Origin of the sequence: Mesorhizobium sp. M0145, assembly GCF_040322355.1 — a bacterium.
Taxonomy (GTDB): domain Bacteria; phylum Pseudomonadota; class Alphaproteobacteria; order Rhizobiales; family Rhizobiaceae; genus Mesorhizobium.
In genome coordinates this window covers 31,139-54,240 of sequence record NZ_JAMYTK010000033.1, presented here as the reverse complement: position 1 = coordinate 54,240, position 23,102 = coordinate 31,139, and the positions used below count along the sequence as shown (strand labels likewise).

At 63.7% G+C, this 23,102-nt stretch carries 25 protein-coding genes and 2 pseudogenes; 10 read left to right on the top strand and 17 right to left on the bottom strand.

Going from position 1 to position 23,102, the window contains the following annotated elements; translation table 11 throughout:
• Positions 1-118: 118 nt before the first annotated feature.
• A complete protein-coding gene (locus NKJ28_RS29695) occupies positions 119-868 on the bottom strand; it encodes a tryptophan 2,3-dioxygenase family protein (protein WP_352453705.1) in 750 nt (249 codons plus the stop codon).
• A 157-nt stretch (positions 869-1,025) separates the two neighbouring features.
• Between NKJ28_RS29695 and NKJ28_RS29690 the strand changes: the two genes are divergently transcribed.
• On the top strand, positions 1,026-1,502 hold the full coding sequence (locus NKJ28_RS29690) for an Lrp/AsnC family transcriptional regulator (RefSeq protein ID WP_502897310.1): 477 nt from the start codon (positions 1,026-1,028) through the stop codon (positions 1,500-1,502).
• Positions 1,503-1,507: 5 nt separating this feature from the next.
• On the opposite strand, the gene NKJ28_RS29685 is transcribed toward NKJ28_RS29690, so the two are convergent.
• On the bottom strand, positions 1,508-1,981 hold the full coding sequence (locus tag NKJ28_RS29685) for an Lrp/AsnC family transcriptional regulator (RefSeq protein ID WP_352453704.1): 474 nt from the start codon (positions 1,979-1,981) through the stop codon (positions 1,508-1,510).
• A 111-nt stretch (positions 1,982-2,092) separates the two neighbouring features.
• Here NKJ28_RS29685 and NKJ28_RS29680 point away from each other — a divergent pair, with 111 nt between their 5' ends.
• Positions 2,093-2,659 (top strand): RBBP9/YdeN family alpha/beta hydrolase, encoded by a 567-nt coding sequence (locus tag NKJ28_RS29680; RefSeq protein ID WP_352638128.1) that lies wholly within the window; start codon positions 2,093-2,095, stop codon positions 2,657-2,659.
• A gap of 52 nt (positions 2,660-2,711) precedes the next feature.
• Here NKJ28_RS29680 and NKJ28_RS29675 read toward each other — a convergent pair whose 3' ends face one another.
• The gene (locus NKJ28_RS29675; protein ID WP_352638126.1) at positions 2,712-3,671 is read right to left on the bottom strand and encodes a prohibitin family protein; all 960 of its coding nucleotides are present in this window, start codon (positions 3,669-3,671) and stop codon (positions 2,712-2,714) included.
• Between the two features lie 150 nt (positions 3,672-3,821).
• The gene (locus NKJ28_RS29670; RefSeq protein WP_352638125.1) at positions 3,822-4,325 is read right to left on the bottom strand and encodes a GIN domain-containing protein; all 504 of its coding nucleotides are present in this window, start codon (positions 4,323-4,325) and stop codon (positions 3,822-3,824) included.
• 366 nt (positions 4,326-4,691) lie between these two features.
• On the opposite strand from NKJ28_RS29670, the gene NKJ28_RS29665 reads away from it, so the two are divergent.
• The 5 genes and pseudogenes from NKJ28_RS29665 (at position 4,692) to NKJ28_RS29645 (ending at position 6,626) form a co-directional block, all read left to right on the top strand.
• Positions 4,692-5,069, top strand: coding sequence for a hypothetical protein (locus tag NKJ28_RS29665; protein ID WP_352638123.1), 378 nt, complete (start codon positions 4,692-4,694; stop codon positions 5,067-5,069).
• Positions 5,066-5,373 (top strand): annotated as a pseudogene (locus tag NKJ28_RS29660) (hypothetical protein). Before NKJ28_RS29665 ends, NKJ28_RS29660 begins: the two are co-directional and overlap by 4 nt.
• Before the next feature lie 11 nt (positions 5,374-5,384).
• Complete coding sequence (locus tag NKJ28_RS29655; protein WP_023675702.1) at positions 5,385-5,567, top strand: DUF3606 domain-containing protein; 183 nt, start codon at positions 5,385-5,387, stop codon at positions 5,565-5,567.
• Positions 5,568-5,787: 220 nt separating this feature from the next.
• Positions 5,788-5,970: a hypothetical protein gene (locus tag NKJ28_RS29650; protein WP_352638122.1), complete on the top strand. Its 183-nt coding sequence runs from the start codon at positions 5,788-5,790 to the stop codon at positions 5,968-5,970.
• A 44-nt stretch (positions 5,971-6,014) separates the two neighbouring features.
• Positions 6,015-6,626 carry a hypothetical protein gene (locus tag NKJ28_RS29645; RefSeq protein ID WP_352638121.1) on the top strand — a complete coding sequence of 204 codons (612 nt, stop codon included), beginning with the start codon at positions 6,015-6,017 and terminating at the stop codon, positions 6,624-6,626.
• Positions 6,627-6,641: 15 nt separating this feature from the next.
• Here NKJ28_RS29645 and NKJ28_RS29640 read toward each other — a convergent pair whose 3' ends face one another.
• The gene (locus NKJ28_RS29640) at positions 6,642-7,547 is read right to left on the bottom strand and encodes a S1C family serine protease (RefSeq protein WP_352638120.1); all 906 of its coding nucleotides are present in this window, start codon (positions 7,545-7,547) and stop codon (positions 6,642-6,644) included.
• A 249-nt stretch (positions 7,548-7,796) separates the two neighbouring features.
• Here NKJ28_RS29640 and yghU point away from each other — a divergent pair, with 249 nt between their 5' ends.
• A complete protein-coding gene (gene yghU / locus NKJ28_RS29635) occupies positions 7,797-8,684 on the top strand; it encodes a glutathione-dependent disulfide-bond oxidoreductase (RefSeq protein WP_352638119.1) in 888 nt (295 codons plus the stop codon).
• On the opposite strand, the gene NKJ28_RS29630 is transcribed toward yghU, so the two are convergent.
• From NKJ28_RS29630 to NKJ28_RS29620, 3 genes are all read right to left on the bottom strand, one after another.
• Entirely contained in the window at positions 8,681-9,385 is a 705-nt protein-coding gene (locus NKJ28_RS29630; protein ID WP_352638117.1) for a hypothetical protein, read from the bottom strand. The two genes, yghU and NKJ28_RS29630, sit on opposite strands and share 4 nt — an antisense overlap.
• Before the next feature lie 428 nt (positions 9,386-9,813).
• A complete protein-coding gene (locus NKJ28_RS29625) occupies positions 9,814-10,065 on the bottom strand; it encodes an exopolysaccharide production repressor protein (protein WP_023675695.1) in 252 nt (83 codons plus the stop codon).
• Between the two features lie 150 nt (positions 10,066-10,215).
• The gene (locus NKJ28_RS29620; protein ID WP_502894501.1) at positions 10,216-11,382 is read right to left on the bottom strand and encodes a KamA family radical SAM protein; all 1,167 of its coding nucleotides are present in this window, start codon (positions 11,380-11,382) and stop codon (positions 10,216-10,218) included.
• 488 nt (positions 11,383-11,870) lie between these two features.
• Here NKJ28_RS29620 and NKJ28_RS29615 point away from each other — a divergent pair, with 488 nt between their 5' ends.
• A complete protein-coding gene (locus tag NKJ28_RS29615) occupies positions 11,871-12,302 on the top strand; it encodes an SAM-dependent methyltransferase (protein ID WP_352453694.1) in 432 nt (143 codons plus the stop codon).
• Positions 12,303-12,363: 61 nt separating this feature from the next.
• Here NKJ28_RS29615 and NKJ28_RS29610 read toward each other — a convergent pair whose 3' ends face one another.
• Together NKJ28_RS29610 and NKJ28_RS29605 are read right to left on the bottom strand one after the other, a co-directional pair.
• Positions 12,364-13,986 (bottom strand): ABC-F family ATP-binding cassette domain-containing protein, encoded by a 1,623-nt coding sequence (locus NKJ28_RS29610; protein WP_352472101.1) that lies wholly within the window; start codon positions 13,984-13,986, stop codon positions 12,364-12,366.
• A gap of 161 nt (positions 13,987-14,147) precedes the next feature.
• Positions 14,148-14,699: an isochorismatase family protein gene (locus tag NKJ28_RS29605; protein WP_352638114.1), complete on the bottom strand. Its 552-nt coding sequence runs from the start codon at positions 14,697-14,699 to the stop codon at positions 14,148-14,150.
• Between the two features lie 211 nt (positions 14,700-14,910).
• On the opposite strand from NKJ28_RS29605, the gene NKJ28_RS29600 reads away from it, so the two are divergent.
• A complete protein-coding gene (locus tag NKJ28_RS29600; protein WP_352638113.1) occupies positions 14,911-15,462 on the top strand; it encodes a DUF4019 domain-containing protein in 552 nt (183 codons plus the stop codon).
• A 251-nt stretch (positions 15,463-15,713) separates the two neighbouring features.
• Here NKJ28_RS29600 and NKJ28_RS29595 read toward each other — a convergent pair.
• The 7 genes and pseudogenes from NKJ28_RS29595 to NKJ28_RS29565 all read right to left on the bottom strand — a co-directional run.
• Positions 15,714-16,109, bottom strand: a pseudogene (locus NKJ28_RS29595) (LysR substrate-binding domain-containing protein); the annotation flags it as partial.
• A 66-nt stretch (positions 16,110-16,175) separates the two neighbouring features.
• The gene (locus NKJ28_RS29590) at positions 16,176-16,946 is read right to left on the bottom strand and encodes an exodeoxyribonuclease III (protein WP_352638112.1); all 771 of its coding nucleotides are present in this window, start codon (positions 16,944-16,946) and stop codon (positions 16,176-16,178) included.
• A 9-nt stretch (positions 16,947-16,955) separates the two neighbouring features.
• On the bottom strand, positions 16,956-17,600 hold the full coding sequence (locus NKJ28_RS29585; protein ID WP_352638111.1) for an alpha/beta hydrolase family protein: 645 nt from the start codon (positions 17,598-17,600) through the stop codon (positions 16,956-16,958).
• A gap of 182 nt (positions 17,601-17,782) precedes the next feature.
• Positions 17,783-18,814: a tetratricopeptide repeat protein gene (locus tag NKJ28_RS29580; RefSeq protein WP_352638131.1), complete on the bottom strand. Its 1,032-nt coding sequence runs from the start codon at positions 18,812-18,814 to the stop codon at positions 17,783-17,785.
• Between the two features lie 59 nt (positions 18,815-18,873).
• Complete coding sequence (gene ku, locus NKJ28_RS29575; protein WP_352638110.1) at positions 18,874-19,785, bottom strand: non-homologous end joining protein Ku; 912 nt, start codon at positions 19,783-19,785, stop codon at positions 18,874-18,876.
• A gap of 437 nt (positions 19,786-20,222) precedes the next feature.
• Entirely contained in the window at positions 20,223-22,718 is a 2,496-nt protein-coding gene (ligD, locus tag NKJ28_RS29570; protein ID WP_352638109.1) for a DNA ligase D, read from the bottom strand.
• A gap of 155 nt (positions 22,719-22,873) precedes the next feature.
• Positions 22,874-23,098 (bottom strand): hypothetical protein, encoded by a 225-nt coding sequence (locus NKJ28_RS29565; RefSeq protein WP_023675682.1) that lies wholly within the window; start codon positions 23,096-23,098, stop codon positions 22,874-22,876.
• Positions 23,099-23,102 lie beyond the last annotated feature (4 nt).

Genomic DNA, 23,102 nt, shown 5'->3' with positions numbered 1-23,102 from the left:
TCGCCTACAGAATCACACACCAACCCGACGCCGCAACTCACAGAGGAGTCATCGACGCAACGAAAAGATGTGTGCATCCCCTAGCGCTTCGCGCGGGGCGAGGAACCCAAGCCTGGCTCTACTCCGCAGCCTTCGGCTTACTGATCGGCTCCCGTACCGTTCCATACTGGCTGCCCCAGCGGTCGGTCATCGCCCAGCGTATGTCCCAGAGTTCCGGGAAGAAGCGGTGGCGGGCGCCGGCTTCCAGCAATTCGACCGGCCGGCCCTTCAGCGATTTCGCGCCGAGGCCGATCGTGCGGTGGATGAGATAGAGGTGGTTGGCACGGAATTTCTGGAACAGCTCGTCGAACTCGATCAGCGCTTCGGCAACGACATAGCTGTCGCCGTGATCGTAGCCGGTATCGTAGACATCCTCGACCGAAAGGCCGCGGTCGTCGAGGTATGACGCCTTGAAGGCCCGCCACAGATCCGGCGGCAGACGCAGCAGCTGCTTGAAACCCGGCGATTCCTGACCGCTGCCATTGCCGAGCTGCAGCCGGATCTGCTGGTATTCCTTGGGCGACATGGTTTCGAGTAGGTCGAGCTGCGCCGTCATCAGCCGCATCAGCCGGTGCACGCGCGCCATCAGCGTGACGATGCGATGCGTGTCCTGCTTTTCCAGGAAATCAACGACATCGACCAGCGTATAGGCGATGAGCTTCATCCACAGCTCCTCGACCTGGTGCACGATCTGGAACTGCAGCTCGTCGGCATTCACCATCTCGGCCAGCGGCTTCTGGCAGGCAAGCAACCTGTCGCATTTGAGGTAGACGCCATAGTCGCGCATCTCAGGCGTTTCGATGCGGGCATAATAATCCTGCTTGTCCATGGCCATGCTCCTTGCCCCGGCCGTTCGGCCGCAGGCGCTTGTTGGATCCCGGTCCCCCGAGTCTAATCGCTTTCTTGCCGAACATTGTCCCTTTCTGTTATTCGATTGGCGGGAAACGAAGGACGAAAATTGTCGCTGAAGCAGATTGGAAGAACGAATGATGCTGGATGCGGTCGACCGGAAGATCGTCGCGGCGCTCGAACGCGAGGCCCGTATCTCCTTTGCCGCGCTCGCCGATGAGGTCGGCTTGAGCAAGACGCCGTGCTGGAAGCGGGTCAAGGCGCTTGAGGACGCCGGCGTCATCCGCGGCTACTCGACCCGCATCGACCCGGCAAAACTCGGCTTCGGCATCGAAGCCTTCATCCAGGTGTCGATCGATTTTGAGCTGTCGGACGCCTTCGAGGCGGCAGTGCAGAAGCATCCGCTGATCCGCCGCTGCCACGCCACGACTGGCGAGGCCGACTATCTTCTGCAGATCGTCACCGTCGACATGATGGCGCTCGACAGGATGCTGCGCGAGGAGCTCAGCCGGCTGCCCGGCGTGCGGCGCACGATCACCTCGATGGCGATGCGCGAGATCAAGGGCGGCATCTCGTTCGCCAATGCCGTCGGGCATACGCAGACCAAGCGATAGACCGGTCAGGCCCTGGTCATCAATTCGCGTCCCAGCCGCTTCGGTTGCTCGGCGCGCAGAACCACATTTGTCGTCACTGTGCCGTAGTGGCCGATGCTGTCGACGATGCTTTCAAGATCGGGCGGTGACGGGACCACGACCTTGACCAGAAAACAATCCTCGCCGGTCACCCGCAGCACCTCGACCACCTCCGGCAATTGGGCGAACTTCTTCAGGCAGGCCTGGATATGCTCATGCGTGGTGCGCAGGCGGATGACCGCCATGGTGCCGAGCCCGAGCGCTGCCGAATTGATCACCGCCTTGTAACCGGTGATGACGCCGCGCTCCTCCAGCCGCTTCACCCGTTCCGAGGTGGCGGGCTGGGACAGTCCGACGCGGCGGCCAAGCTCGGAGATGCCGATGCGGCCATCCTCCTGCATGATCTCAATGATCGCCAGATCGGTGGGGTCGAGCCTTGGCCGATAATCGCCGTTCCGCATGATCGCCTTTAATCCATCGGATTTCGTCGCTGCTTTCCGATGATCTCTCATTCCGCCACCTGGGAGAAGACCTAGAATTGCACGCGCTGCATCAGGAAAGAAGGGCTTCGCATGACCGACTTCATCATTGTGCCGGGCATCGGCGGATCGGGCAAAGCCCACTGGCAGACACGTTGGCAGCAGGCAAACCCGGCGATGCGGCGGTTCAACCCGGCAAGTTGGGACGCGCCGGACCTCGACGACTGGGTGGCTGCGCTGGAAACCGCTGTATGCCAGGCAAGGACACCGCCGGTGCTCGTCGCCCATAGCCTCGGCTGTCTGCTCGTCGTACACTGGCAGCGGATCTCCCCCCGCTCTATCGGCGGCGCGTTGCTGGTCGCGGTTCCGGACCCTGCGTCGCCGGCCTTCCCCTCCTCCGCCCGGGCCTTCGCCGACGCACCGCAACAACGGCTTCGCTTTCCGTCGCTGATTGTCGCCAGCACCAACGATCCCTACGGCTCGCTGGACTATGCCAGGGCGAAATCCGAGCGATGGGGCAGCGATCTCCATATCGCCGGACCGCTTGGCCACATCAATGGCGACAGCGGGCTCGGCGACTGGCCGGCGGGAATGGAGCTGCTGACAGCTTTTCTAAGTCAAACGCAGGCAATCGCCCGAGGCGCCGTGCTTCAGCCGTAACCGCACCAGGACGGTTATCGCGCCGCCGCCCTGATCTGGTTTGCGCCGCGCCTCAGTTCGATGCTGCGGCAGGCGTGCTGAGTTCGAGGAACGGTACGGTCGAGCCCGGGATCATCGACTTTGGCAATTCGCCGTTCCATCTCTCCGCCTTGGTCAGTTCGACCAGCAGCGGATTGTTGGCGATTGCGGCGGCGCGAGCCTTGATGGCGCCCGCGGTCGCATCGCCTTCGACCCTGGTCTTGTAGGCACTGGCCTCGGCTTCGGCCTTGACGCTGTCGGCGCGGCCCTTGGCCTGGGTGACGGCGATATCGGCCTTGATCTTTTCCTGCTGCAGGTTCTGTTCCTGCTTCTGCACCTCGACCTGCGCCGTCATCCTGGCTTCGACCGCCTGCTCGTAGGCGTCGGAGAAGTCGATGTTCTCGACCTGCACGCTGTCTATCATCACCGGGCCGTCGGTTACCGCCGCGATGGCGTCGGCGACGTCCTTGTTGAACTTCGCCCGGTTCTGGATAACCGACACCGCGTCGTACTGGCCGAACACCGTCTTGATCTCCTGCGGTGCTTTCCTGGCAATGACACGGTCGGCCAGTGCCTCGATCGATCCATAATTGGTGTAGACGTTGCTGACTTCGGCGGCCGGCACGTGGAAATTGACGGTGACGCGCATGTCGGCCGGCTGCTGGTCGCGCGAATAGGCCTGCATGGCCGGCAGGCCGCTGCAATCGTTCTGGTTCTCGCAGCCCCATTTGAGCACCTGCTGGCGCAGGCTGATCTTCTCGACACGCTGTAACCACGGCAGCTTGAAATGCAGTCCGGGATCAACGACCGAACTCAGCGCTCCGTTGGTCAAGAGCACGCCGCGGTCGCCCTGATCGATCGTGTACCAGGATCCAAACAGCACAAAGACGCCGAGCGCCACGATGACGAGTGCGATCAGGCCGGAACCGATCGACCCCGATGCCATCCCCGGCTTGCCCTGCGGACGGCTTGAATTGCCTTGCGTTTCGGTCATCACCCCACCCCAACCTGATTGCCCGTGCTGCTTTTGCCCACAATAGTGGCGGCATTGCAATCCTCTGGATATGGAAGGACCTTCGCGCCAGCCGGCCGGACCAGCGGGGTGGTTCAGGCGGTCCAGGGCAATCCCTACGCCGGAATTGCTTTACGGCACCTGTGTAATGCTGCCGCTGCCTCGGACCTCCGAACGCCGCATGGTCGGGTGCCCGTAGACGTCGACGTCACCGCTGCCGGAAATCGTGACATCCGCATCCGCCTGTGCGGTAATCTCTGCGTCGCCGCTGCCGCGAATCTCGATCCGAGCGGATTGGGCGACAAGATTCCTGAGCCGGCCGGTGCCCGAACCGCGGATCTCCAGATCGACCGTCTGGGCGGTTCCGGTTGCGGTAACGCTGCCGCTGCCGCGGATGTTCAGCCGCAACCCGGGCTGATTGATCTGCGACAGGGCAAGGTCGCCGCTGCCGACCACTTTCCAGTCTGAAATTGCCGGCCCCGACACCCTGACATCGAGCCGGGATGCGAACCAGCCCGGTTCGCAATCCAAAGTGAGTCTGCTGCCTTCCATCCGCACATGGTCGATCAGGGTCGACTCGCCGCTGACGACGGCCTCAGCCTTGTCACCCGGCTGATAACGGACTGATGCTGGCAAAGCGATCGTGAAACTGCCGTCGTTGCGGAACGGCAGCGTAACCTCTTTTCTAGTCGATGTGGTTGCTCCGCAGGTTGATTGTCCACCAATCCATGAACCCCCGGCGTTGATCCAATCCGGCGCTTGTCTGTTTGGCGCCGTTCCGGACGGAAGACCGCCGACACTTTCCTGGAACCGCCCTGGTTTCCGGAACCGCCCTAGCGGATTTCCCCTGCAGCCGCGGCAGCGGGCTGGGACGCGTTGCCTGGCGTCTCCTTCTGCCGTTCGGCATCGGTTTTGCGCTTCGGGCAATCCTCGTAGTCGTGGTCGCGCCCACCGCAGTAGGAGCAGCATTTTGCTGGCGCGTCGGAGCGAAGCATCGTTGGCATGCGCAAGAATGCACGAAAGCCGACAGATTGCGAAGGCTTGCGCACCGGCAAGGTCGATTTCGCCACGGAACCGCTGCCGCCGCATGAAAGTTATCTGCTCATTGCAACGGGAGCACAGGACATGGCCGACGACCCGAACCGCTACGAGACCGGAGCGAGGAAATATCCGGCAAAGACGAACCCCGACGCGGCCGACGAATTTTCGCAGGATGCGGCCGGCAACAAGCCACCTCCCGGCGGCATGGGATTGACCAGGCCGGCTGACGATTTCGACGACAGGACCCTGCATTCGGAGGGCCAGAACCCGCCGCGCGCAGCGATCCGGCCAGACGGCAAGGCCACCGCCAAGAAGCCTGGCAAGGACGCAAGACGATGAACGTCGCCAATCTCCAGCTCGAAGGATTGATGATGGCGATCGCGGCCGTCAACAACGCGCTGTCCACAAGGGCCTGCTGTCGGTCGACGAGGTCGACATGGCGTTGCGCCGCGCCGAGGCGGCGATGACCAGCGACGAGCGTCTCTATGAAGACATGTCGCCATCCAACCGCGACGCCGTCTGCTTTCCGCTCAGGCTGCTGCAGGCGGCCAACAATGCCCAGGGTGAAACCGGCGTACCGTCCTTTGCCGAACTGGCCAGGATGGTCGGCCGGACCAAGGAGCCCTATAACGACCAGATGTGATGGAGGACGCCATGGCCGACGACAAATCCAAGACCAAGCAGGATCGCAAACTGGTCTCCGGCGAAGAGCCATACGAGGTCGCTGCGTTTGCCCGCAAATACGGCATACCGCAAAGCGAGGCCGCGACCATCATCAAGCGTTACGGCCCCTCGAGGAGGAAGCTCGACGCGCATATGGCGAGCCGCAACGCCTGATCCAATTCTGGCGGCGGCCGCCGTTCACGCCGGAAGCGTCCCTGCCCTGCCGCCTTGTCGAGAGTATCCGCACCGCCGGGCGGCCCCTCGGGCTCGCCGCTGCGGGATTCAACGCCCGGTTTCGATAGCCGCGGAATACTACCGCGGCGCAACAACTCATTTACCTCGACGCTGTACCAGTCCGGTGAGCAAAGCCGGGGGTCGGATGCAGGAACAATTATTGCGCTACGAATGTGTCATGGAGCCGAACGGCCGTTGGATGGTGTGGGACATCGTTCACGATCTGCCGGCGCAATTTTCGCAAATCGCGCTGATCGGCCTGAGCCGTCGTGAAGCGGTTTCGCTCTGCCGGCTGCTCAACGAGACGAGCCGTTCCGAGACGCGGCAGAGCCGGGCCTCCTGAGAAGCGCGTGCGTCTCAGGCCTGCCCAGGCTAAGAGGATTTTACATGCGATCGACAATATTCGGTCTGGTCTTGCTGCTGCCGGCCGCCGCCCTGGCGGAGCCGATCGAGACGCAGAAGATCATCACGGCGGCGACCGGCGACTGGAACGGCGACGGCGCCGCCGATCTGGCGATGATCGTCGAGACCGAGCCCGGCTCTCCCATGGACCTGTATTTTTTCCTCAAAGATCGCGATGGCGATTTTCTAAAACCTGCCGGGATCGTGCATGATCAGATTGACGGGGAATGGAAGGATTACGACCGGCCGGGCCCCGCCACATCCGACACCGAGCCCGAACTCACCGCGCTCCCCAACGGTTCGATCAAGCTCGATATTCCGGCGATGGAGATCGGCAGCGAGCGGACCAACAAGACGCTGACGCTCGCCTGGCGCAACGGCACGTTCGTCGTCGCCGGTTTTGCCTACGAGTATTGGGATTACATGGACGACAATGTTGCCGGCGACTGCGACTACAATGTGCTGACCGGCAAGGGCAAAAGCAGCAAGAAGCTGGCGGACGGCAGCACCAGGCAAGCGACCGTATCGGTCGAAGGCAAGGTCATCCCGTTCGCGGAGTGGACCCCGGGCACTGGCTTCAGCGCTTGCGGAGAGTGAGAGGTTTCGGTTGCCTCACTGCAGCGGCGGCTTCCACAGCAGGCTGTTGCGATCGGCGGACTTGACGCGCAGCCAGGTTTCGCGGCCATCGCGCAGCACCCGGAGCGGGATCTCGGCACCCGCCGGGCCGCTCTTCCAAAGCTTGCGATAAAAATCGGCAAGCCCATCGACCGCCGCGTCGCGGACATCCGAGATGACGTCGCCCTGGCGCAGGCCCGCCTGGGCGGCCGGGCCGCCCTCGGCGACGCTCATCACCACGACCTTGCCGTCGCTCTCGGCCGAGAAGGCGCCGAGCCACGGCCGCGGCGGCCTGGCGACCTGGCCGCGCGTCAGCAGATCGTCGAGGATGGGCGGCAGAAGATCGATCGGCACCACCATGTTGATGTCGGCGACCTCGCCGTTGCGGCTCATCTGCAGGCGCAGCGAACCGATGCCGAGCAGCCTGCCATCTGCGCCGATGAGGCCGGCGCCGCCCCATGAGGGGTGAGCCGGCGCCGTGAAGATCGCCTCGTCGAGCAGATATTCCCAATAGCCGGCGAATTCCTGCTTGGTGACGATCCGCGCCCGCACGGAGCGGCCGACGCCGTCGGCGAGCACGACGGGATCGCCGATCTTGGCCCTGGACGCATCGCCGAGCGCAATGGCGGGCAGCCCGAGCGGCGCCAGCGCCTGCACCAGGCCGAAGCCCGACTCCTGGTCGTAGGCGAGCGCATGGGCGGGAACCACGCGCCCGTCCTGATCGGCCAGCCAGACCTCCTCGGCCTCAGTGATGAGATAGCCGATGGTGAGTACCAGCCCGTCGCCGCGGATGACCACGCCACTGCCCTCGCGGCGGGTGCCAAGTGTATTTGCCGTGAAGGCGTCCTCCGGCACGGTGGCGCGGACGGCCACGATGGATCGCAAAAGGGGCTCGATATTCATGCTTTGGTTCCTGGCAATGTTCGCAGGCTGATATGGGCTATAGGTATGGCGCAGGTGATCAGGCGCAAGAGGCGGCGCCGGCTTTGGCGTGGACCGGCGCCGCGCCGTTCGCGCCGGGGTTTTGCAATAGCGCCGGCAGCCCTATCTGTACCTACGGCTATCCCAAGCTGCCCTATGCAAAGTTCCTCCGCCATCACCCACGTTGACATCTGATATCCTCCCAACCCAACCCTTCCAAAGGCCTCCCAAATGAACGACTACGCAACGGACCAATACACGCCGCCAAAAGTCTGGACCTGGAACAAGGCAAATGGCGGCGCTTTCGCCAGCATCAACCGGCCGACCGCCGGCCCGACGCATGACAAGAAACTGCCGGTCGGCAAGCATCCGCTGCAGCTTTATTCGCTGGCGACACCGAACGGCGTCAAGGTGACGATCATGCTGGAGGAACTTCTGGCGCTCGGCCACAGCGGCGCCGAATACGACGCCTGGCTTATCAGGATCAACGACGGCGACCAGTTCGGCAGCGGCTTCGTCGAGGTCAACCCCAACTCGAAGATCCCGGCCATGATGGATCGCAGTGGGAAAAAGCCGGTCCGCATCTTCGAATCCGGCTCGATCCTGCTCTACCTCGCCGAAAAATTCGGCGAATTCCTGCCGACGGAGCAGCCGGCTCGCGCCGAGACCCTGTCATGGCTGTTCTGGCAGATGGGCTCGGCGCCCTATCTCGGTGGCGGATTCGGCCATTTCTACGCCTATGCGCCGACGAAGATCGAATATGCCATCGACCGCTTCGCCATGGAAACCAAGCGGCAGATGGATGTGCTCGACCGACGCCTCGCCGAAAGCGAGTATTTAGGCGGCAGCGACTATACGATTGCCGACATTGCGGTGTGGCCCTGGTATGGCGGGCTGGCCAAGGGCCGTATGTATGACGATTCCGGCGAGTTCCTGCAGGTGGAGCAGTACAAGAACGTGCAGCGCTGGGCCGACGCCATCGACGCGCGGCCGGCGGTCAAGCGCGGCCGCATGGTCAACCGCACCTTCGGCGAGCCTTCGAGGCAGCTGCACGAGCGCCATGACGCCAGCGATTTCGAGACCAAGACGCAAGACAAGCTCGCGGCGGCCAAAAGCTAAGCGGATGACGCGCCGATCTCCCGCCTTGTAGGGGAGATCGGCAGCTTCGGCCGACTGCTCAAGCTCGCCTTCACCGCCGCCATCCACAGCCGGTCGATGTTGGCCAGGAATTTCTCGTCGAGTTTGTCGAGGTGCTTCCAGTACATGCCGTCCTCGAAGAGATAGCCGAGTTCCTTCTCGATCCTGTCGGCCTCCTCCGCCTGATCGAGCCGCAGGCCGGCAAGCATCTGCGCCTTCATTTCCGATATTCGCGAGGGAGAAAGCGCGCCGAGTTCATCGAGCGTCAGCCGCGGGAAGACCAGCCGGCTGCGCGGCAGGTCGGATAGGTTGACGCACAGGCAGCCGCGCCGAAGCGCATGGATGAGCAGGCGGGCCGACTTCGCCTCGAGGTTGCGCAGGGTGACGTCGTTGCGCAGCGGATCGGCGCGGCCGACGCCGTAAAAATGCGTGTTGCCGGGCTGGTCGTAGATCATGTCGCAGCCAAGGAATGCCAGCACGTCCGGCTTCTGACTGTGGATCGTCCAGTAGGCCGCCGTCATCGACATGGTGCCGCCGGCATAGACGAAGCCGCCAAAGCTGTTTTGCGCCGGCACGTAATGCGAGGCGCTGAAGATCTGCGCCTGCTGCAGGGGACCGCCTTGCGGCATCCGCTCCGCCGGGAAATCGCCGGCATGGACGAGGAAATCCCAGTCGGGGCGCACGCGCCAGGCGTTGTTGATGGCGACGATCTTGCCGAAGGCCTGCTTGGGTCAGGCGGCGCAGCGCACGACATCGGGGGCGCTACCGATCAGCAAGATCACATTCGGCGTTCCGTCGATCACCACAACCCTCTCGACCGGCCGAAATGCATCTCGATGCCGCCCGGTTGAACGGCTTTATAGCCTCAACGGCCCATCGAAAACACCAGCCGGATTTAAGCTGGCATCAACAAAAGGGAGCTTGCCAGCCGGTTGTAAAATGTGGCCTTAGGCACTGTCGTACAAACAGCAGGCAGGTTTTCCCACTAGCCCAAAAACGACGATATGAGTTGGGCGATATATATTAGTTGACTAAACTAGCGGAACGTCCAATGCACATTCCCAGAACCGAACATGTCCTGTCTAGACCATGATATCTATATGGGACATTACTACATAAGCTGAACGCGACCTCGACGGTTCGGCGGCACAGCCCTCAGACGCCGCGGCTTTGCCTCCGCGCTTTTCGCCCCGGATCCGTAGATCAACCGGACGACGAATAGGAAATATCCAACCTGCATGACGATCAAGGTCAAGATCGTCCAGGCCAGCGTCTTCCAGATTGAACCCGTCGCAAGGTAAGTCGAGATCGCCACGATGGACGATGTGGTGGTCAGCCCCACCAGGAACTGTGGAAAGTTCATGACTTTTCTGCGCCGCCCCGAAACTCGCTATAGCCGGGACGAACTCCCCTAACCCATTACCCCGGACCAACGTTTTCACTATTTCAGCAATTGCGCAAGCACCAAATAGAACAGCAGTTAACGCATGCTTCCGTGATCAAGGGCTGCATGTCAGGTCACCAAGGTGGGCTGGCTTGGACGGCGGCTGCGCGTCCCTCCCTCCCCAACCAGCTCTCCATAACCCCTCACCGCCCCATCAAGCCCACGTATTCGCCACGTCTCCCCTTCCCGTGCCTCAAGATGGGACGGGCCGAGCGGGACTTTCCCTCCGCCGTCCGGCAGGTCCAGCACGTAGACGGGATTGCAGATGCCCGACAGGCGCGCACGCAAGGCGCTGACCAGCGCCTGGCCCTCGGCGATCGTGGTGCGCCGGTGCGCCATGCCGCGCACGAGATCGCCGTGGTGCAGATAATAGGGTTTGACGCCAAGGCGATACATCAGCTCGCGGCACAGCTCTTCCAGCACCTCGACCGTATCGTTCACGCCTTTCAGCAGAACGCTCTGGTTCAGCAGCACGAAGCCGCCCTGCCGCAACGTGCGGCAGGCCCGCTCGGTCGCCTCCGTGATTTCGCGTGGATGGTTGAAATGGGTGACGACAGTGACCATCAGCCGGCCCTGCAAGGCTTGAATCAACCCGCCGGTGACGCGCGACGGCAGCGCGACGGGTACGCGAGTGTGGATGCGCAACAGCCGCACATGCTGGATCGCCTCGACACGGGCGCGGGTTTCCGCCAGCGCCCTATCCGGCAGCGATAGCGGGTCGCCGCCGGTCAGGATCACCTCGCGGATTTCCGGATGGACCGCGATATAGGCGAAGGCTTCGTCGAGAGCTTCGCGCGTATAACCGCGGCCGATCGACGTCAGCTGCTCCTTGCGAAAGCAGAACCGGCAATAGACCGCGCATTGATAGGTCGGGAACAACAGAACCCGGTCGGCATGTCGATGCGTCAATCTAGGCACGGGACTGAAGGCGTGGTCGGCGATCGGATCGTCGAGTTCGCCCTCCTGCTCTGCCAGTTCGTCGGGCGACGGGATGACCTGAAGCCGTATCGGATCGGCGGGGTCGTTCCAGTCGATCAGGTCTAGATAGGCCTTGGGAATGCGAACCTTGTGGCGCGTGGCCGCGGCTTCGGCCGCCGCCCGCTCGGCTGGCGACAGCGGCAGCGAATCCAGATCGCCTACATGCCGCACGCCCTCGCGAACATCGTCCCGCCATGCGGCATCCGCCTCGCGAGCGCGCCGGTCATCGGCTGCCACGCCGGCCGCATCGAGCGCCATGCTGGCGTCGGGGATGTCGGGATGTGAGGTCATCGCAGGCTCCTTGAATTTCGGGCCGGGGTACAGCATTGGAGCCAGGACTTGAAGGCAATAAGCGGTGTTTGGCCGGGTTGGAGGGCGCGGCAGGAAGCCACAACCGGCCATTGATCAGAACAATCGTCCAACATCGCTGACGCAAAACATTAGCTTGCTCTTATATTAGCTTGAGCGTATACACATAAACGGCCGGTGATCTACCCCCCAACCGGTTAGGCTCGGCGCCAGTTCCCTCCCTACCCCTCAGGTCAACGACGCCGGGCCGCTCGGGCCCGCCCGGTCGCCCGCGGTCGAGACCGGATCGACCTCTTCGATGTCGATCATGCCCCTGCTCAAGCAGCACCCAACTGAACATACCAGCTGAACACATCGGCGATGCCCGCGTCTGTCGGCCTTCCCGTCGCCGGCCGCGGTCGCTAATCTCGGATTGCGAAAAAGCTGGAGAAGAGCGTATGGCGAACGACTTGTCGCCAAGGCTTTTGGAGATCGTCAATGCGCTGCCCTTGCGGCAGGGCATGCGAGTGCTGGAGATCGGCTGCGGACCGGGTGCTGCAGCGCGCGAGATCGCGCGCCGGATCGGCGGTGGGCACGTGCTGGCGATCGACCGCTCGGCCAAGGCCATCGCGCAGGCCGGGGCCGCCTCGCGCGCCGAGATTGCGGCAGGCCGGCTGAGCCTTCGCCAGGTCGCCATCGAGGATTTCGAGTTGGAAGCCGATGAGAAGCACTTCGACATTGCCGTTGCGGTGCGCGTCGGCGCGCTGGACGGGCGTCATCCCGAAGCAGGAAAAATTGCCCTGCGACGGCTCAAGGCGGCGTTGACCGCGCAAGGCCGGCTGTTCATCGACGGCGGCGATCCGCTGCGCGAAATTGCGATACATGGCTGAGCACCTCGTGCTTGGCTTCCGGAATCGAGCGTCTACGTGACCGTGAGCGGCAGAGCCGGCCTCAGCTCCGCAACCCCGGCGCCTCCTGCCCGGTGCGCTCGACATACTCCGTATAGCCGCCGCCATAGGTGTGGATCCCCTCGGGCGTCAGTTCCAGCACCCGGTTCGACAGCGCCGCCAGGAAATGGCGGTCGTGCGAGACGAACAGCATGGTTCCCTCGTACTGCGACAGTGCCGTGATCAGCATCTCCTTGGTGGCGATGTCGAGGTGGTTGGTCGGCTCGTCCAGCACCAGCAAATTGGGCGGATCGAACAGCATCAGCGCCATCACCAGCCGCGCCTTCTCGCCGCCCGACAGCACGCGGCATTTCTTCTCGATCTCGTCGCCGGAAAAGCCGAAGCAGCCGGCCAGCGCCCTGAGCGGCGCCTGGCCGGCCTGCGGAAATGCATCTTCCAGCGTCTGGAACACGGTGCGCTCGCCCTCCAGCACTTCCATGGCGTGCTGGGCGAAATAGCCCATCTTGACGCTGGGCCCGCGCGCCACCGTGCCATTGTCCGGCTCGGAAGCGCCAGCGACCAGCTTCAGCAGCGTCGACTTGCCGGCGCCGTTGACGCCCATGATGCACCAGCGCTCGCGGCGGCGCACCTGAAAATCCAATCCCTCGTAGATCGAGCGGCTGCCATAGCCCTTGTGCACGTTCTTCAGCGTCACCACGTCCTCGCCGCAGCGCGGCGCCGGCTGGAAGTCGAACGATACCTTCTGGCGGCGCTTGGGCGGCTCGACCCGGTCGATCTTGTCCAGCTTCTTCACCCGGCTCTGTACCTGGGCGGCATGTGAAGCCCGCGCCTTGAAGCGCTCGATGAAGGCGATCTCCTTGGCCAGCATCGCCTGCTGGCGCTCGAACTGCGCCTGCTGCTGCCGGTCGGCAATCGCCCGCTGCTGCTGGTAGAATTCGTAGTTGCCGGAGTAGGCGGTCAGCGAACCGCCGTCGATCTCGACCACCTTGTTGACGATGCGGTTCATGAACTCGCGGTCGTGCGAGGTCATCAGCAGCGCGCCGTCATAGTTCTTCAGGAACTGCTCCAGCCAGATCAGGCTTTCGAGGTCGAGATGGTTGCTCGGCTCGTCGAGCAGCATGGCGTCGGGCCGCATCAGAAGGATCCTGGCCAGTGCCACGCGCATTTTCCAGCCGCCGGACAGCTTGCCGACGTCGCCGTCCATCATCTCCTGGCTGAAGCCAAGGCCGTCCAGCACCTCGCGGGCGCGCCCGTCCAGCGCGTAGCCGTCGAGCTCCTCGAAGCGGTGCTGCGCCTCGCCGTAGCGGGCGATGATCTCGTCCATCTGGTCGGCTTGGTCAGGGTCGCCCATGGCGTGCTCGAGCTCGCGCATCTCGGCCGCCACTTCGCTGACCGGCCCGGCGCCGTCCATCACTTCGGCCACCGCACTGCGGCCCTCCATGTCGCCGACATCCTGGCTGAAATAGCCGATGGTGACGCCGCGATCGACGGAGACCTGGCCCTCGTCGGGCTGCTCCTCGCCGTTGATCATGCGAAACAGCGTCGTCTTGCCGGCGCCGTTGGGGCCGACCAGCCCGACCTTCTCGCCCTTCTGCAAGGCGGCGGAGGCTTCGATGAAGACAATCTGACGGCCGTTCTGCTTGCTGATGCTTTCGAGACGAATCATGGTTTTCCGGGAAAGGCCAAAGGAGCGTTCCCGCGCCAATACGCGATAGGCCGCGCCGGCGGAAGCCCGCAGTAGTGAGGCGCCCCGCGCCAAATTGTCTGAACCCGCCAGTTGCTTCCCGGCTGGATCAGGCTTTGACGGCGTAGGGATGAGCCGGCGGATCAGCTATCGGTCAGGGCTTTTGTCGTCGCCAGTTTGACCCCGGCGGCGGCAAATGCCGCATTGTGTCGGGCGATGATCTCCGCGGCGGTCTCGCTGGCGGCGTCGAGCGTGCTGTGGGCGTCGGAAACCACGGTGACGCCCAGGCCCGCTGCAAAGGCGCCCTTCACCGTGGCCGCCACGCAGAAATCGGTCTGCGCGCCGATCAGAACGACCTCGCCGGCGCCCTGCCCGGCCACCCATTCTGCAAGGGCGGCATTGCTGAACGCATCGCCGACACGCTTGGCGAAAGTCGGCTCGTCCTCGGCCTGGCCGAGCGCCGGCCACACCGACCAGCCCGGCCCACCCGGCGCCAGAGGATCGCCCTGCGGGCCGTCATGCCTGATGAAGGCGATCTTGCGCCCGCTGCGCCGTGCCCATTCGATCAGCGCGCGGGTGCGGGCAACCATGCCGTCGGCATCATGGATCGGCGGTTCGGCGACACCGTCGAACATGCCGGTCTGAAGGTCAATCACGATGAGCGGCGCAGCGGCCGCGGGGCTGGTCCCTGACATGGTTTTTTATAGCACGAGGGCGGAGCCGATCAAGGATCAGGGCCGCGATGGCGCGCACGGGCAACCGCAAGTGGCTGGAGTTCGAGATATGTGACAATCCGCTTGCAGCAGCGCTAACATAGCGCGCCATTGGGATGTGGGTCAGTTCGAAATTCTGGCTATCGGCCGTGACCGGATTGCATTCGTGGCAAGCTCCTGCGAAGAAATTACCATGACACATGCAGCCGTAGCTTTCCTTGCGATCGTGACTTCGGTGTTGGTCGCGATCCTACCCGCACAATCGCAAGAGTGGACGCCCTCGGAGGACGCGGTTCGAGATGCAACGGAAACGGTTGGTCACTATTTCCTTTCGCTCGATAACCAAGAATATGGGCGGGCATACGAAATGAAAACTGATACCGCCAAAGCTTCGATCCCATCGAACGCCTTCGTGGAGCAAAGTAAACATTTTCATTCTCAGGCCGGCGCTGTGCGCGAGCGCCGGCCACTCAAATTCACGTGGTTGAAGGACCCGGCGAACGCTGCCTTTCCTGGCGTTTATGCCGCAGTCGACATAGCGGCGAAATTTGAAAACATCGATCGTTACTGCGGCTATATTGTTCTCTATCAGCGGCCGTCAGGTGGAAATTTTCGAGTCATGCGGGTCGAAAGCAACTTCATCGACAACGCTACCGCGAAAAGCATTGAAAAGACCCAATCGAAACTCGAATTGGATCGAGCATGGGCCGAGTTGTCGGCTAACTGTCCGAATTTTCCATCGTGAAGGTGAGGCAATTTTTTTGTACTTTCCGCGCACCATCGGCTCTCGGCTTCCCTCGCTTCGATCAGCGCAACGATGTCGGCGATCTCTTGCAGTTTGCCGGCCCTACGACGCGAACGCAGCGAGAGCGCAGCTTTTGTCCTCACCCAATCCGCCCGTCACGGCATAGCGCCGGCGGTGCGCTTGTCACTAAACCCAAGCGCGATGTTATCTCGTCCGATCGCCCTTCGCAAAGTAGCCGGCGGCCCGGACGATCACACCCGGCCCGATGTCCCATCCTCGCCAAAAATCCCGGTCACCCAGTCGATGAACACGCGTACCCGTGGCGCCAGCTGGCGGTTCTGCGGGTAGAGCGCCGACAGCGGTGTCGGCGACGGCGGGTAATCCGGCAGCACTTCGACAAGCGTGCCGCGTGCGAAATCCCCGGCGAAGCGGTAGTGCGGCGCCTGCACCAGGCCGAAGCCGAGACGCGCCAGCTCCGCCATGGTGTCGGAGCCGTTGACCGTCACCCGGTTGGGCAGGCTGACATAGCGCAACGCGCCGCCGACGGTGAATTCGAGCGGCATGACCTCGCCGGTCCGCGACGAGCGGAAGCCGACCATCAGATGGCCTTCGAGATCGTCGAGGGTTGCCGGCATGCCGAAGCGTTCGCCCGCGAAGCGGCGCGGCCAACCTGACTGGTTGCCGCCCGGAAAGGCGGCGCCAGACTCCGTGCCTCACTTCAACTCCACCCAGACCGGCGCGTGATCGCTGGCGCCGGTCTCGCCGCGCACGTCGCGGTCGATGCCCGCCGCTACCAGCCGGCGCGACAGCTTCTTGCTGAGCAAGATATGGTCGAGGCGCAGGCCGGCATCGCGCGGCCAGCGGTTGCGGCGATAGTCCCAGAATGTGTAGAGCGTCTCGTTCGGGTGCTTCTTGCGCAGCGCGTCAAGCCAGCCCTGGTCGACCAGCCGCTGGAACGATGCGCGGCTTTCCGGCTGGACCAGCGCGTTGTCGTCATAGGAGCGGGTCGGGTAGATGTCGCGCGGCTCGGGCACGATGTTGTAGTCGCCCGCCAGTACCACCGGCAGGCCGGTGTCGAGCAACTGCGCCGCATGCGCCTCCAGCCTCTCGTGCCAGGCCAGCTTGTACCGGAATTTCGGGCCGGGCTGCGGATTGCCGTTCGGCGCGTAGAGGCAGGCGACGACGATGCCGTTGACCGCTGCCTCGATGTAGCGCGCCTGCTGGTCACTGTCGTCGCCGGGCAGCGCCTCGCGGGTCAGAACGGGTTCTGCGCCACGCGAAAGGATGGCGACGCCGTTCCAGGTCGGCTGCCCGACCCAAACTGCGCCGTAGCCGGCGGCCGCCAGCACAGTGCGCGGAAACTGCGTCTGTCTGGCCTTGAGCTCCTGCAGGCAGGCGATGTCGGGTTTGGTGGCAGCCAGCCATGCGAGCAGGTTCGGCAGCCGACTGTTGATGTTGTTGACGTTGAAGGTGGCGATCTTCATCGGCCTGCTTCAACGCACGATGCGTTCGGTCCACGCCTTCACCGCATCAGCGAGCGTCTTCAGATGATCGGCGGTGGAGAAGCCGGAGATGTTTTTGCGCGGCTTCAGATCATGGTCGCCGTCTTCCAGCCAGAAGATCTCGATCGCGTCGGACAAAGCATAGGTCGCGACCTCGTCTTTGGTCCCGAACTCGTCGCGCGTGCCTTGGAAGATCAATGTCGGCGTCTTGAGATCGGCGAGGTGCTTTGTCCGAAGCTGCGTCGGTTTCCCCGGCGGATGGAAGGGATAGCCAAGGCAGAGCAGGCCCGAGATCTCGCCCTTCGAAAACATCTCGTCGGCGATCATCGAAGCGACGCGTCCGCCCATCGACTTGCCGCCGATGATCAGCGGACCCTTCACGCCCTTCGCCCGGAGGTCGGCGATCGCCTTGACGTATTCCGGGTTAACCGTCTCGGCGCGCGGCGGCGGCTTGCGGTGGCCGTAGCGGCGAGCCGCCATGTAGTGGAATTCAAAGCGCGCAACGCGGAAGCCGGCCTCGGCCAGCGCCTTGGCGGTGGCGGTCATCGAGGCCGAGTCCATCGGCGCCCCGGCGCCGTGGGCGAGTAGGATGGTGATTGGGGCGGTGTCGGGACCGTCGAAGAGGAAGGTTGTCATGGGGACTCCAACGCTGGTGACACCTTCTCCCCTTGTGGGAGAAGGTGGCCGAGCGAAGCTCGGTCGGATGAGGGGTGTTCCAGGGAACGCCGACGCCTCATTTCTTCCAACACCCCTCAACCGTCTCGGCGCCGCGCGCCGATCCACCTTCTCCCACAAGGGGAGAAGGAGGCGCTACTACCTCACCCTGCCGACTTTTGCGCCAGCTGCAAATCCACGAACTGTATCCCCTTGGCCGCCATGCGCGCCCATTCGGAATTGGCGTCGAGCTCGAGATAGCGCACCCAGCGACGCCGCGCCTCGGCGAGATTGCCGGTGTCGAACTCCAGCCTGGCAAGGTTGAATACCGCATCGGCATAATCAGCGTCCAATGCGATCGCCTTGAGCAAATGCCGGCGCGCCGACGCCGCCCGCCCCTCTTCGCTCATCAGCCCGGCGAGATTGAACCAGGCCTCTACGAAGCCGGGATCGAGCTTTATCGCGCGGGCATAGTCGTGCGCCGCCTCGGCCGCGTGGCCGGCGGCGCGCAGGCAGTTGGCGCGGTTGAAAGCGGCGATGGCATCGCTTGGGTCGATGACCAGGCAGCGCCGGTAGAGCGCCGCCGCCTGCTCGTGGTCTTCAGCCCCTTCCGCCGCCTCGGCATCGGCGAACAGCTCTTCCAGCGTGTCGTCATCCTGCGTTCCCAGATCGAACAGCAGCTGGCCGTCGAGTTCGCTCTGGCCGCCCTCGAGATAGATCGCATCGGCCCGCCCATGCTGTGAGCCGACGGCGAGCGACTTGGCGGTGAGCGAGGCGACCGGGCCCGACCGGTGCACCGAGCGCGCAATCGCCCCCCATGAGGCGCCGCCGGCAACCAGCCCGGCATATTTGCGGGCGAGGATCAGGTCGCGAAAGGAATACGGTTCGCAATCATGCTCGAAGGCATCGAACAGCGACAAAAGGTCGAGATCCTCGCCGGTCAGCCGCGACTGGTCGATCAGCGACTGCCGCGACAGCGCCGAAGCCTCCGGCGCTTTCATCAGGCCGAGCAGGCGCAGGAAGCCGTTCTCGCTGACCAGCTTGCGCCCGGCCGCGCGCTCGGTGACGACGCGGCGCTCAATCTCGGCATCATCGGCCTTGGCGAGGAACGTCCGCCCGAATACCACATGGGTGGTCCGTCTGGTGACTCCGCGCCGCAATTGGCCCTGCCGGCGCGCGACCTCGCGCGCCGCCATGCGAAGCGGAAACGCCGCGAGCGCGCCGATAGTGCCGAAGATCGTGCCAGTGGGCGCCGTCACCCTTTGCTCTTACCGACGGCCTGCAGCAGATTGGCCTTGAGCGGGTTTTCCTTGGCGCCGCCCTTGGCGGACTTTGCTTTGGCTGCCGGTTTCGTCGCCTCATCGGCCTTGCTCTTGGACTTGGCCGGCGGCTTGGCCGATTGGGACAGGCTCGCCTTCAGCGCATCCATGAGATTGATGACATTGCCGCGCTCGGGGGCCGCCGCGATGATCGGCTTATGGCCCTTCAGCTTCTCGCGGATCATCGCCATCAGCGCGATCTCGTAGCGGTCCTCGTAATTCTTCGGTTCGAAGGTGGTTTCCTTCTGCTTGATCAGCGCCTCGGCCAATTGCAGCATTTCGGGATCGGGGTTTCCGGCCGGGATATTGCCGAAATACTCAGCCGTGGCACGCACTTCGTTCGGATTCCTCAAGGTGCAGACGAACATGCCGTTCTCGCGCGCGCCGATCGTCACCACGCGCTCGCGGCTGGACAGCACCAGGCGGGCGATCGCCAGCTTGCCGGATTTGCGCATGGCTTCGCGCAGCACGGCGAAGGTCTCCTCGGCCATTGCGCCGTCCGGCGCCAGGTAATAGGGCGCGTCCTGATAGATGACGTCGACCGAATGCTCGTCGACAAAGGCCTCTATGTTCATCGTATGATTGGATTCGATGCGTACCGCATCGAGATCGGAGTCCTCGATGATGATGTACTGCTTGTCCTCGTATTCGTAGCCCTTGACCAGGTCTGAACGCTCGACCAGCCCGAGTTCGGGGTCGACCGGCTTCATGTTGATGCGGTTGTGCGTCTTCTTGTGCAGCTGGTTGAAGCTGATGCGCTCGCTGGCGCTGGTCGCCGGATAGAGCCGGACCGGACAGCTGACCAGACTGAGCTTGAGGTAACCTTTCCAACTTGCCCTGGGCGCCATGAAATACTCCTACGCGGCCTTGTGCTGTCGAACTGTTCGCAGCGTTCATTCGTCCGGAGGACGAACGGGACTGCCGAAATCCTACATTGCCCCTTACAATACCGGCAAATCCCTAGCGAAATCTTCCATCTCGGCTGAGGGGTCGGCGGTGGGACCCGGCGGGAAGAATAATTCAAATTTTCTGGAGCGTCGATGGAGTCTAGATGGGGCGGCTCGCAGGGTGCAGATGCCGGCGGGACAGCGCCCCCCTCTGTCCTACCGGACATCTCCCCCACTTGGGGGGAGATCGGCAGCTTCAGCGCTCCGCTCAATCCTGCGACGTTGGCGATTTGCGAAAGCCGAGGCGACGTCCAATCTCCCTCCTTGTGGGGGAGATGTCCGGCAGGACAGAGGGGGGCGCGAAGGATCGCGACGGATGTCATTTCGCGCCGTTGCGTTTACTTGTTCGAAAACGCCGGCAAATCCCTGGCGAAATCTTCCATGTCGGCCCAGGGATCGCCCGACGTCGCCAGCAGGCCCGGCAGCGACGAATAATTCAGATCCTGCGGAGCGTCGATGGATTCCAGATCACTCCAGCTCACCGGCGTCGAGGCCGGCAAATTGGTGCGGGCGCGCAGCGAATAGGGAGCCGCAGAAGTGTGGCCGCGCGCATTGCGGTGATAATCGATGAAGATGCGCCGCTTGCGGTTATCCTTGCCCATGGTGGTGGTGAAAGTGTCGGGCGCGGTGGCGGCAAGATGCGTCGAGATGGCGCTGGTCGCCTGGTGCAATTTCTTCCAGTTCTGCTTTTGCGTCACCGGCACTGATATGTGGATGCCGTGGCCGCCGGACGTCTTGGCGAACGGCACCAGCCCTAGCGCTTCCAGCTCGCCCTTAATGTGCACCGCCGCCTCAACCACCTCGCGCCAGGCGATCCCCTCGCCCGGGTCGAGGTCGAAAACGATCAGGTCCGGCTTGTCGAGCCGCGTGCGATGGGTGCCCCAGGTGTGGAACTCGACGACACCGAACTGCGCCAGCGCCAGATAGCCCTTGGCGTCTTCCACCGAGAGATAGGATTTGGTCTCGCCCTCCGAATTGGTCGCTTCGAAAGTCGCCACAGAGGACGGCATGCCGGTGAAGGCGTGGCGCTGGAAGAAACAGTCCTGCGGCCTGCCGGTCGGGCAGCGCACCAGCGACACCGGCCGGCCGAGAATGTGCGGCAGCATGAAATCGCCGACCAGCGCGTAATAGACGGCAATGTCGAGCTTGGTCGGGCCGGTCTTGCCGAACAGCCGTCGCGTCGGGTTGGTCACCCAGATGGTGGCGAGGTCGGCCTCGGCGATCAGCCGCTTGCGCTTGGCCGAAACCGGCGTCGACAGGCCGACGTCGCGCAGGCCGCGGAACACGGCATGGCGCAGCGCATTGTCGGTGGTCCGGTTGGCGTAGTGGATATGCGCCGAAAGCAGCGGCCGCACCCAGTTCATCTCGCGCATGATTTCGCGGGGAACCCCTTCGGGCGCGGATGCACCCGCCCTTAGCGGCTCCAGCCTGGCCAGCAATTCGCCGGCGGTCCTCGCATCGAAGCCGGTGCCGACCTTGCCGCGATAGTGCAATTCGCCATCCTCGAATTCGCCGAGGCCGAGTGCGGCCAGCCCCTCGGCCGCGTCGGAGACAGTGTAGCCGGCGATGACGAAGTCGCCGGTCTGAAGCGCCTTGGTCTTGGTCCAGGTCTTGGTACGGCCGCTCTGGTAGATTGCCGTGGCGCGCTTGGAGACGACACCCTCGAGCCCCATCTCGGATGCCTGGTCATAAAGTGCTTGGCCGTCTCCTTCGACATGATCGCTGAGCTGGATGGCCGAATTGGCGCCGAGACCGGACAGCAATTGCGAAAGCAGCGCCTTGCGCCGGCGGAGCGGCGCTTGTCTCAGGTCCCAGCCGTCGAGATACAGAAGATCGAAGGCGTAGAAGTGGAGCTTGTTGCCGGCGCCTTCGGCCAGCGCGTCTTGCAAAAGGGCAAAGCGGCTGATGCCCTTGGCGTCCAGCGCGACGACCTCGCCGTCGATGATCGCCTCGCGGCACGGCAGCCTGGCGAATGCAAGCGGCAGGTCGCCATAACGCTTCGTCCAGTCGAGGCCGGCGCGGGTGATCAGCCTGACTGCGCCGCTAGCGAGATGCGCCATGGTGCGGTAGCCATCGAATTTGATCTCGTGCAGCCAGACTTCGCCCGTTCGGGCCGCTGGCTCATCGCCGCCCGGCGGCTTCGGAACCTGCGTAGTCAGCTGCGGCTCGATCCGGGAAGGCGGCGGCGCCTTGACGGCGCCCGGCAAAGCGCCGGGTTTCAGCACCACCGGCCTGGCAGGTTTGGCGGCAGGCTTCGGCGTTGCCACCAGCTCCTCGATGCGGCGTCCGGATTTGACGCTTTCCGGGCGGGCTTCCAGTATGTCGAGCTTGGCGTCGGCGGCGAGATCGCGCTCCTTGAACAGCAGCCAGTTCTTCTTGCCCTCATCCTCGCCGGGCTTCGGTTTCAGCCGCGTCAGCATCCAGCCGCCATTCAGCTTTTCGCCGGCGAGGCGGAACTTGAAGGAACCGGTGCGCAGGCTCTTCTCGACATCGTCCATCGGCGCCCAGACGCCGGTGTCCCAGACGATCATCGGCCCGCCGCCATATTCGCCTTCGGGAATGACACCTTCGAAGTCGATATACTCGAGCGGATGGTCCTCGGTCTCGACCGCCAGCCGTTTGTCGGCGGGGTTGAGCGACGGGCCGCGCGGCACCGCCCAGCTCTTCAGCACGTCGCCGACCTGCAGGCGCAGATCGTAGTGATCGGCGGTGGCGTGATGCTTGTGGACAACGAAACGATTGCCCTCACCGGCAACCAGACCGCCGGCTGGTTCCGGCGTCCTCGTGAACTCGCGCTTGGCGCGATAAGCCTTGAGCTTCGAAGGAGCTGGCATGGACTAGGCGCGGGTGGTGGGCAAAAGCAACGAGCGCGGCATCAAAATCCCATCGCAGCGGCGCTCCAATGTCACGGCATGGATCCCAGGGTCTCCGCGACGTCGCTTAGCTCCTGCTCCGCCCTGGGATGACGAAGGATGGCAGGTCACGCCGCTCAATCGTCGGTGGCCGGCGTCAATTCGAGCTCGGCCGGCGACAGGCCCTGCTGCAGCTGGCTGAGCCGGAATTCGTCGACCCAATAGGCCTCGCCGTCGACCAGCACCCGCGCGCTGTAGCTGCCGGCCGAAAAACGCTGCGCAGTGATGTACACCTTGTGGCGGTCGAGCGCGTTCCGCACCGCGGCGCGCTTGGATTTCTGACTGGCGACGGAACTGGCCATGCTG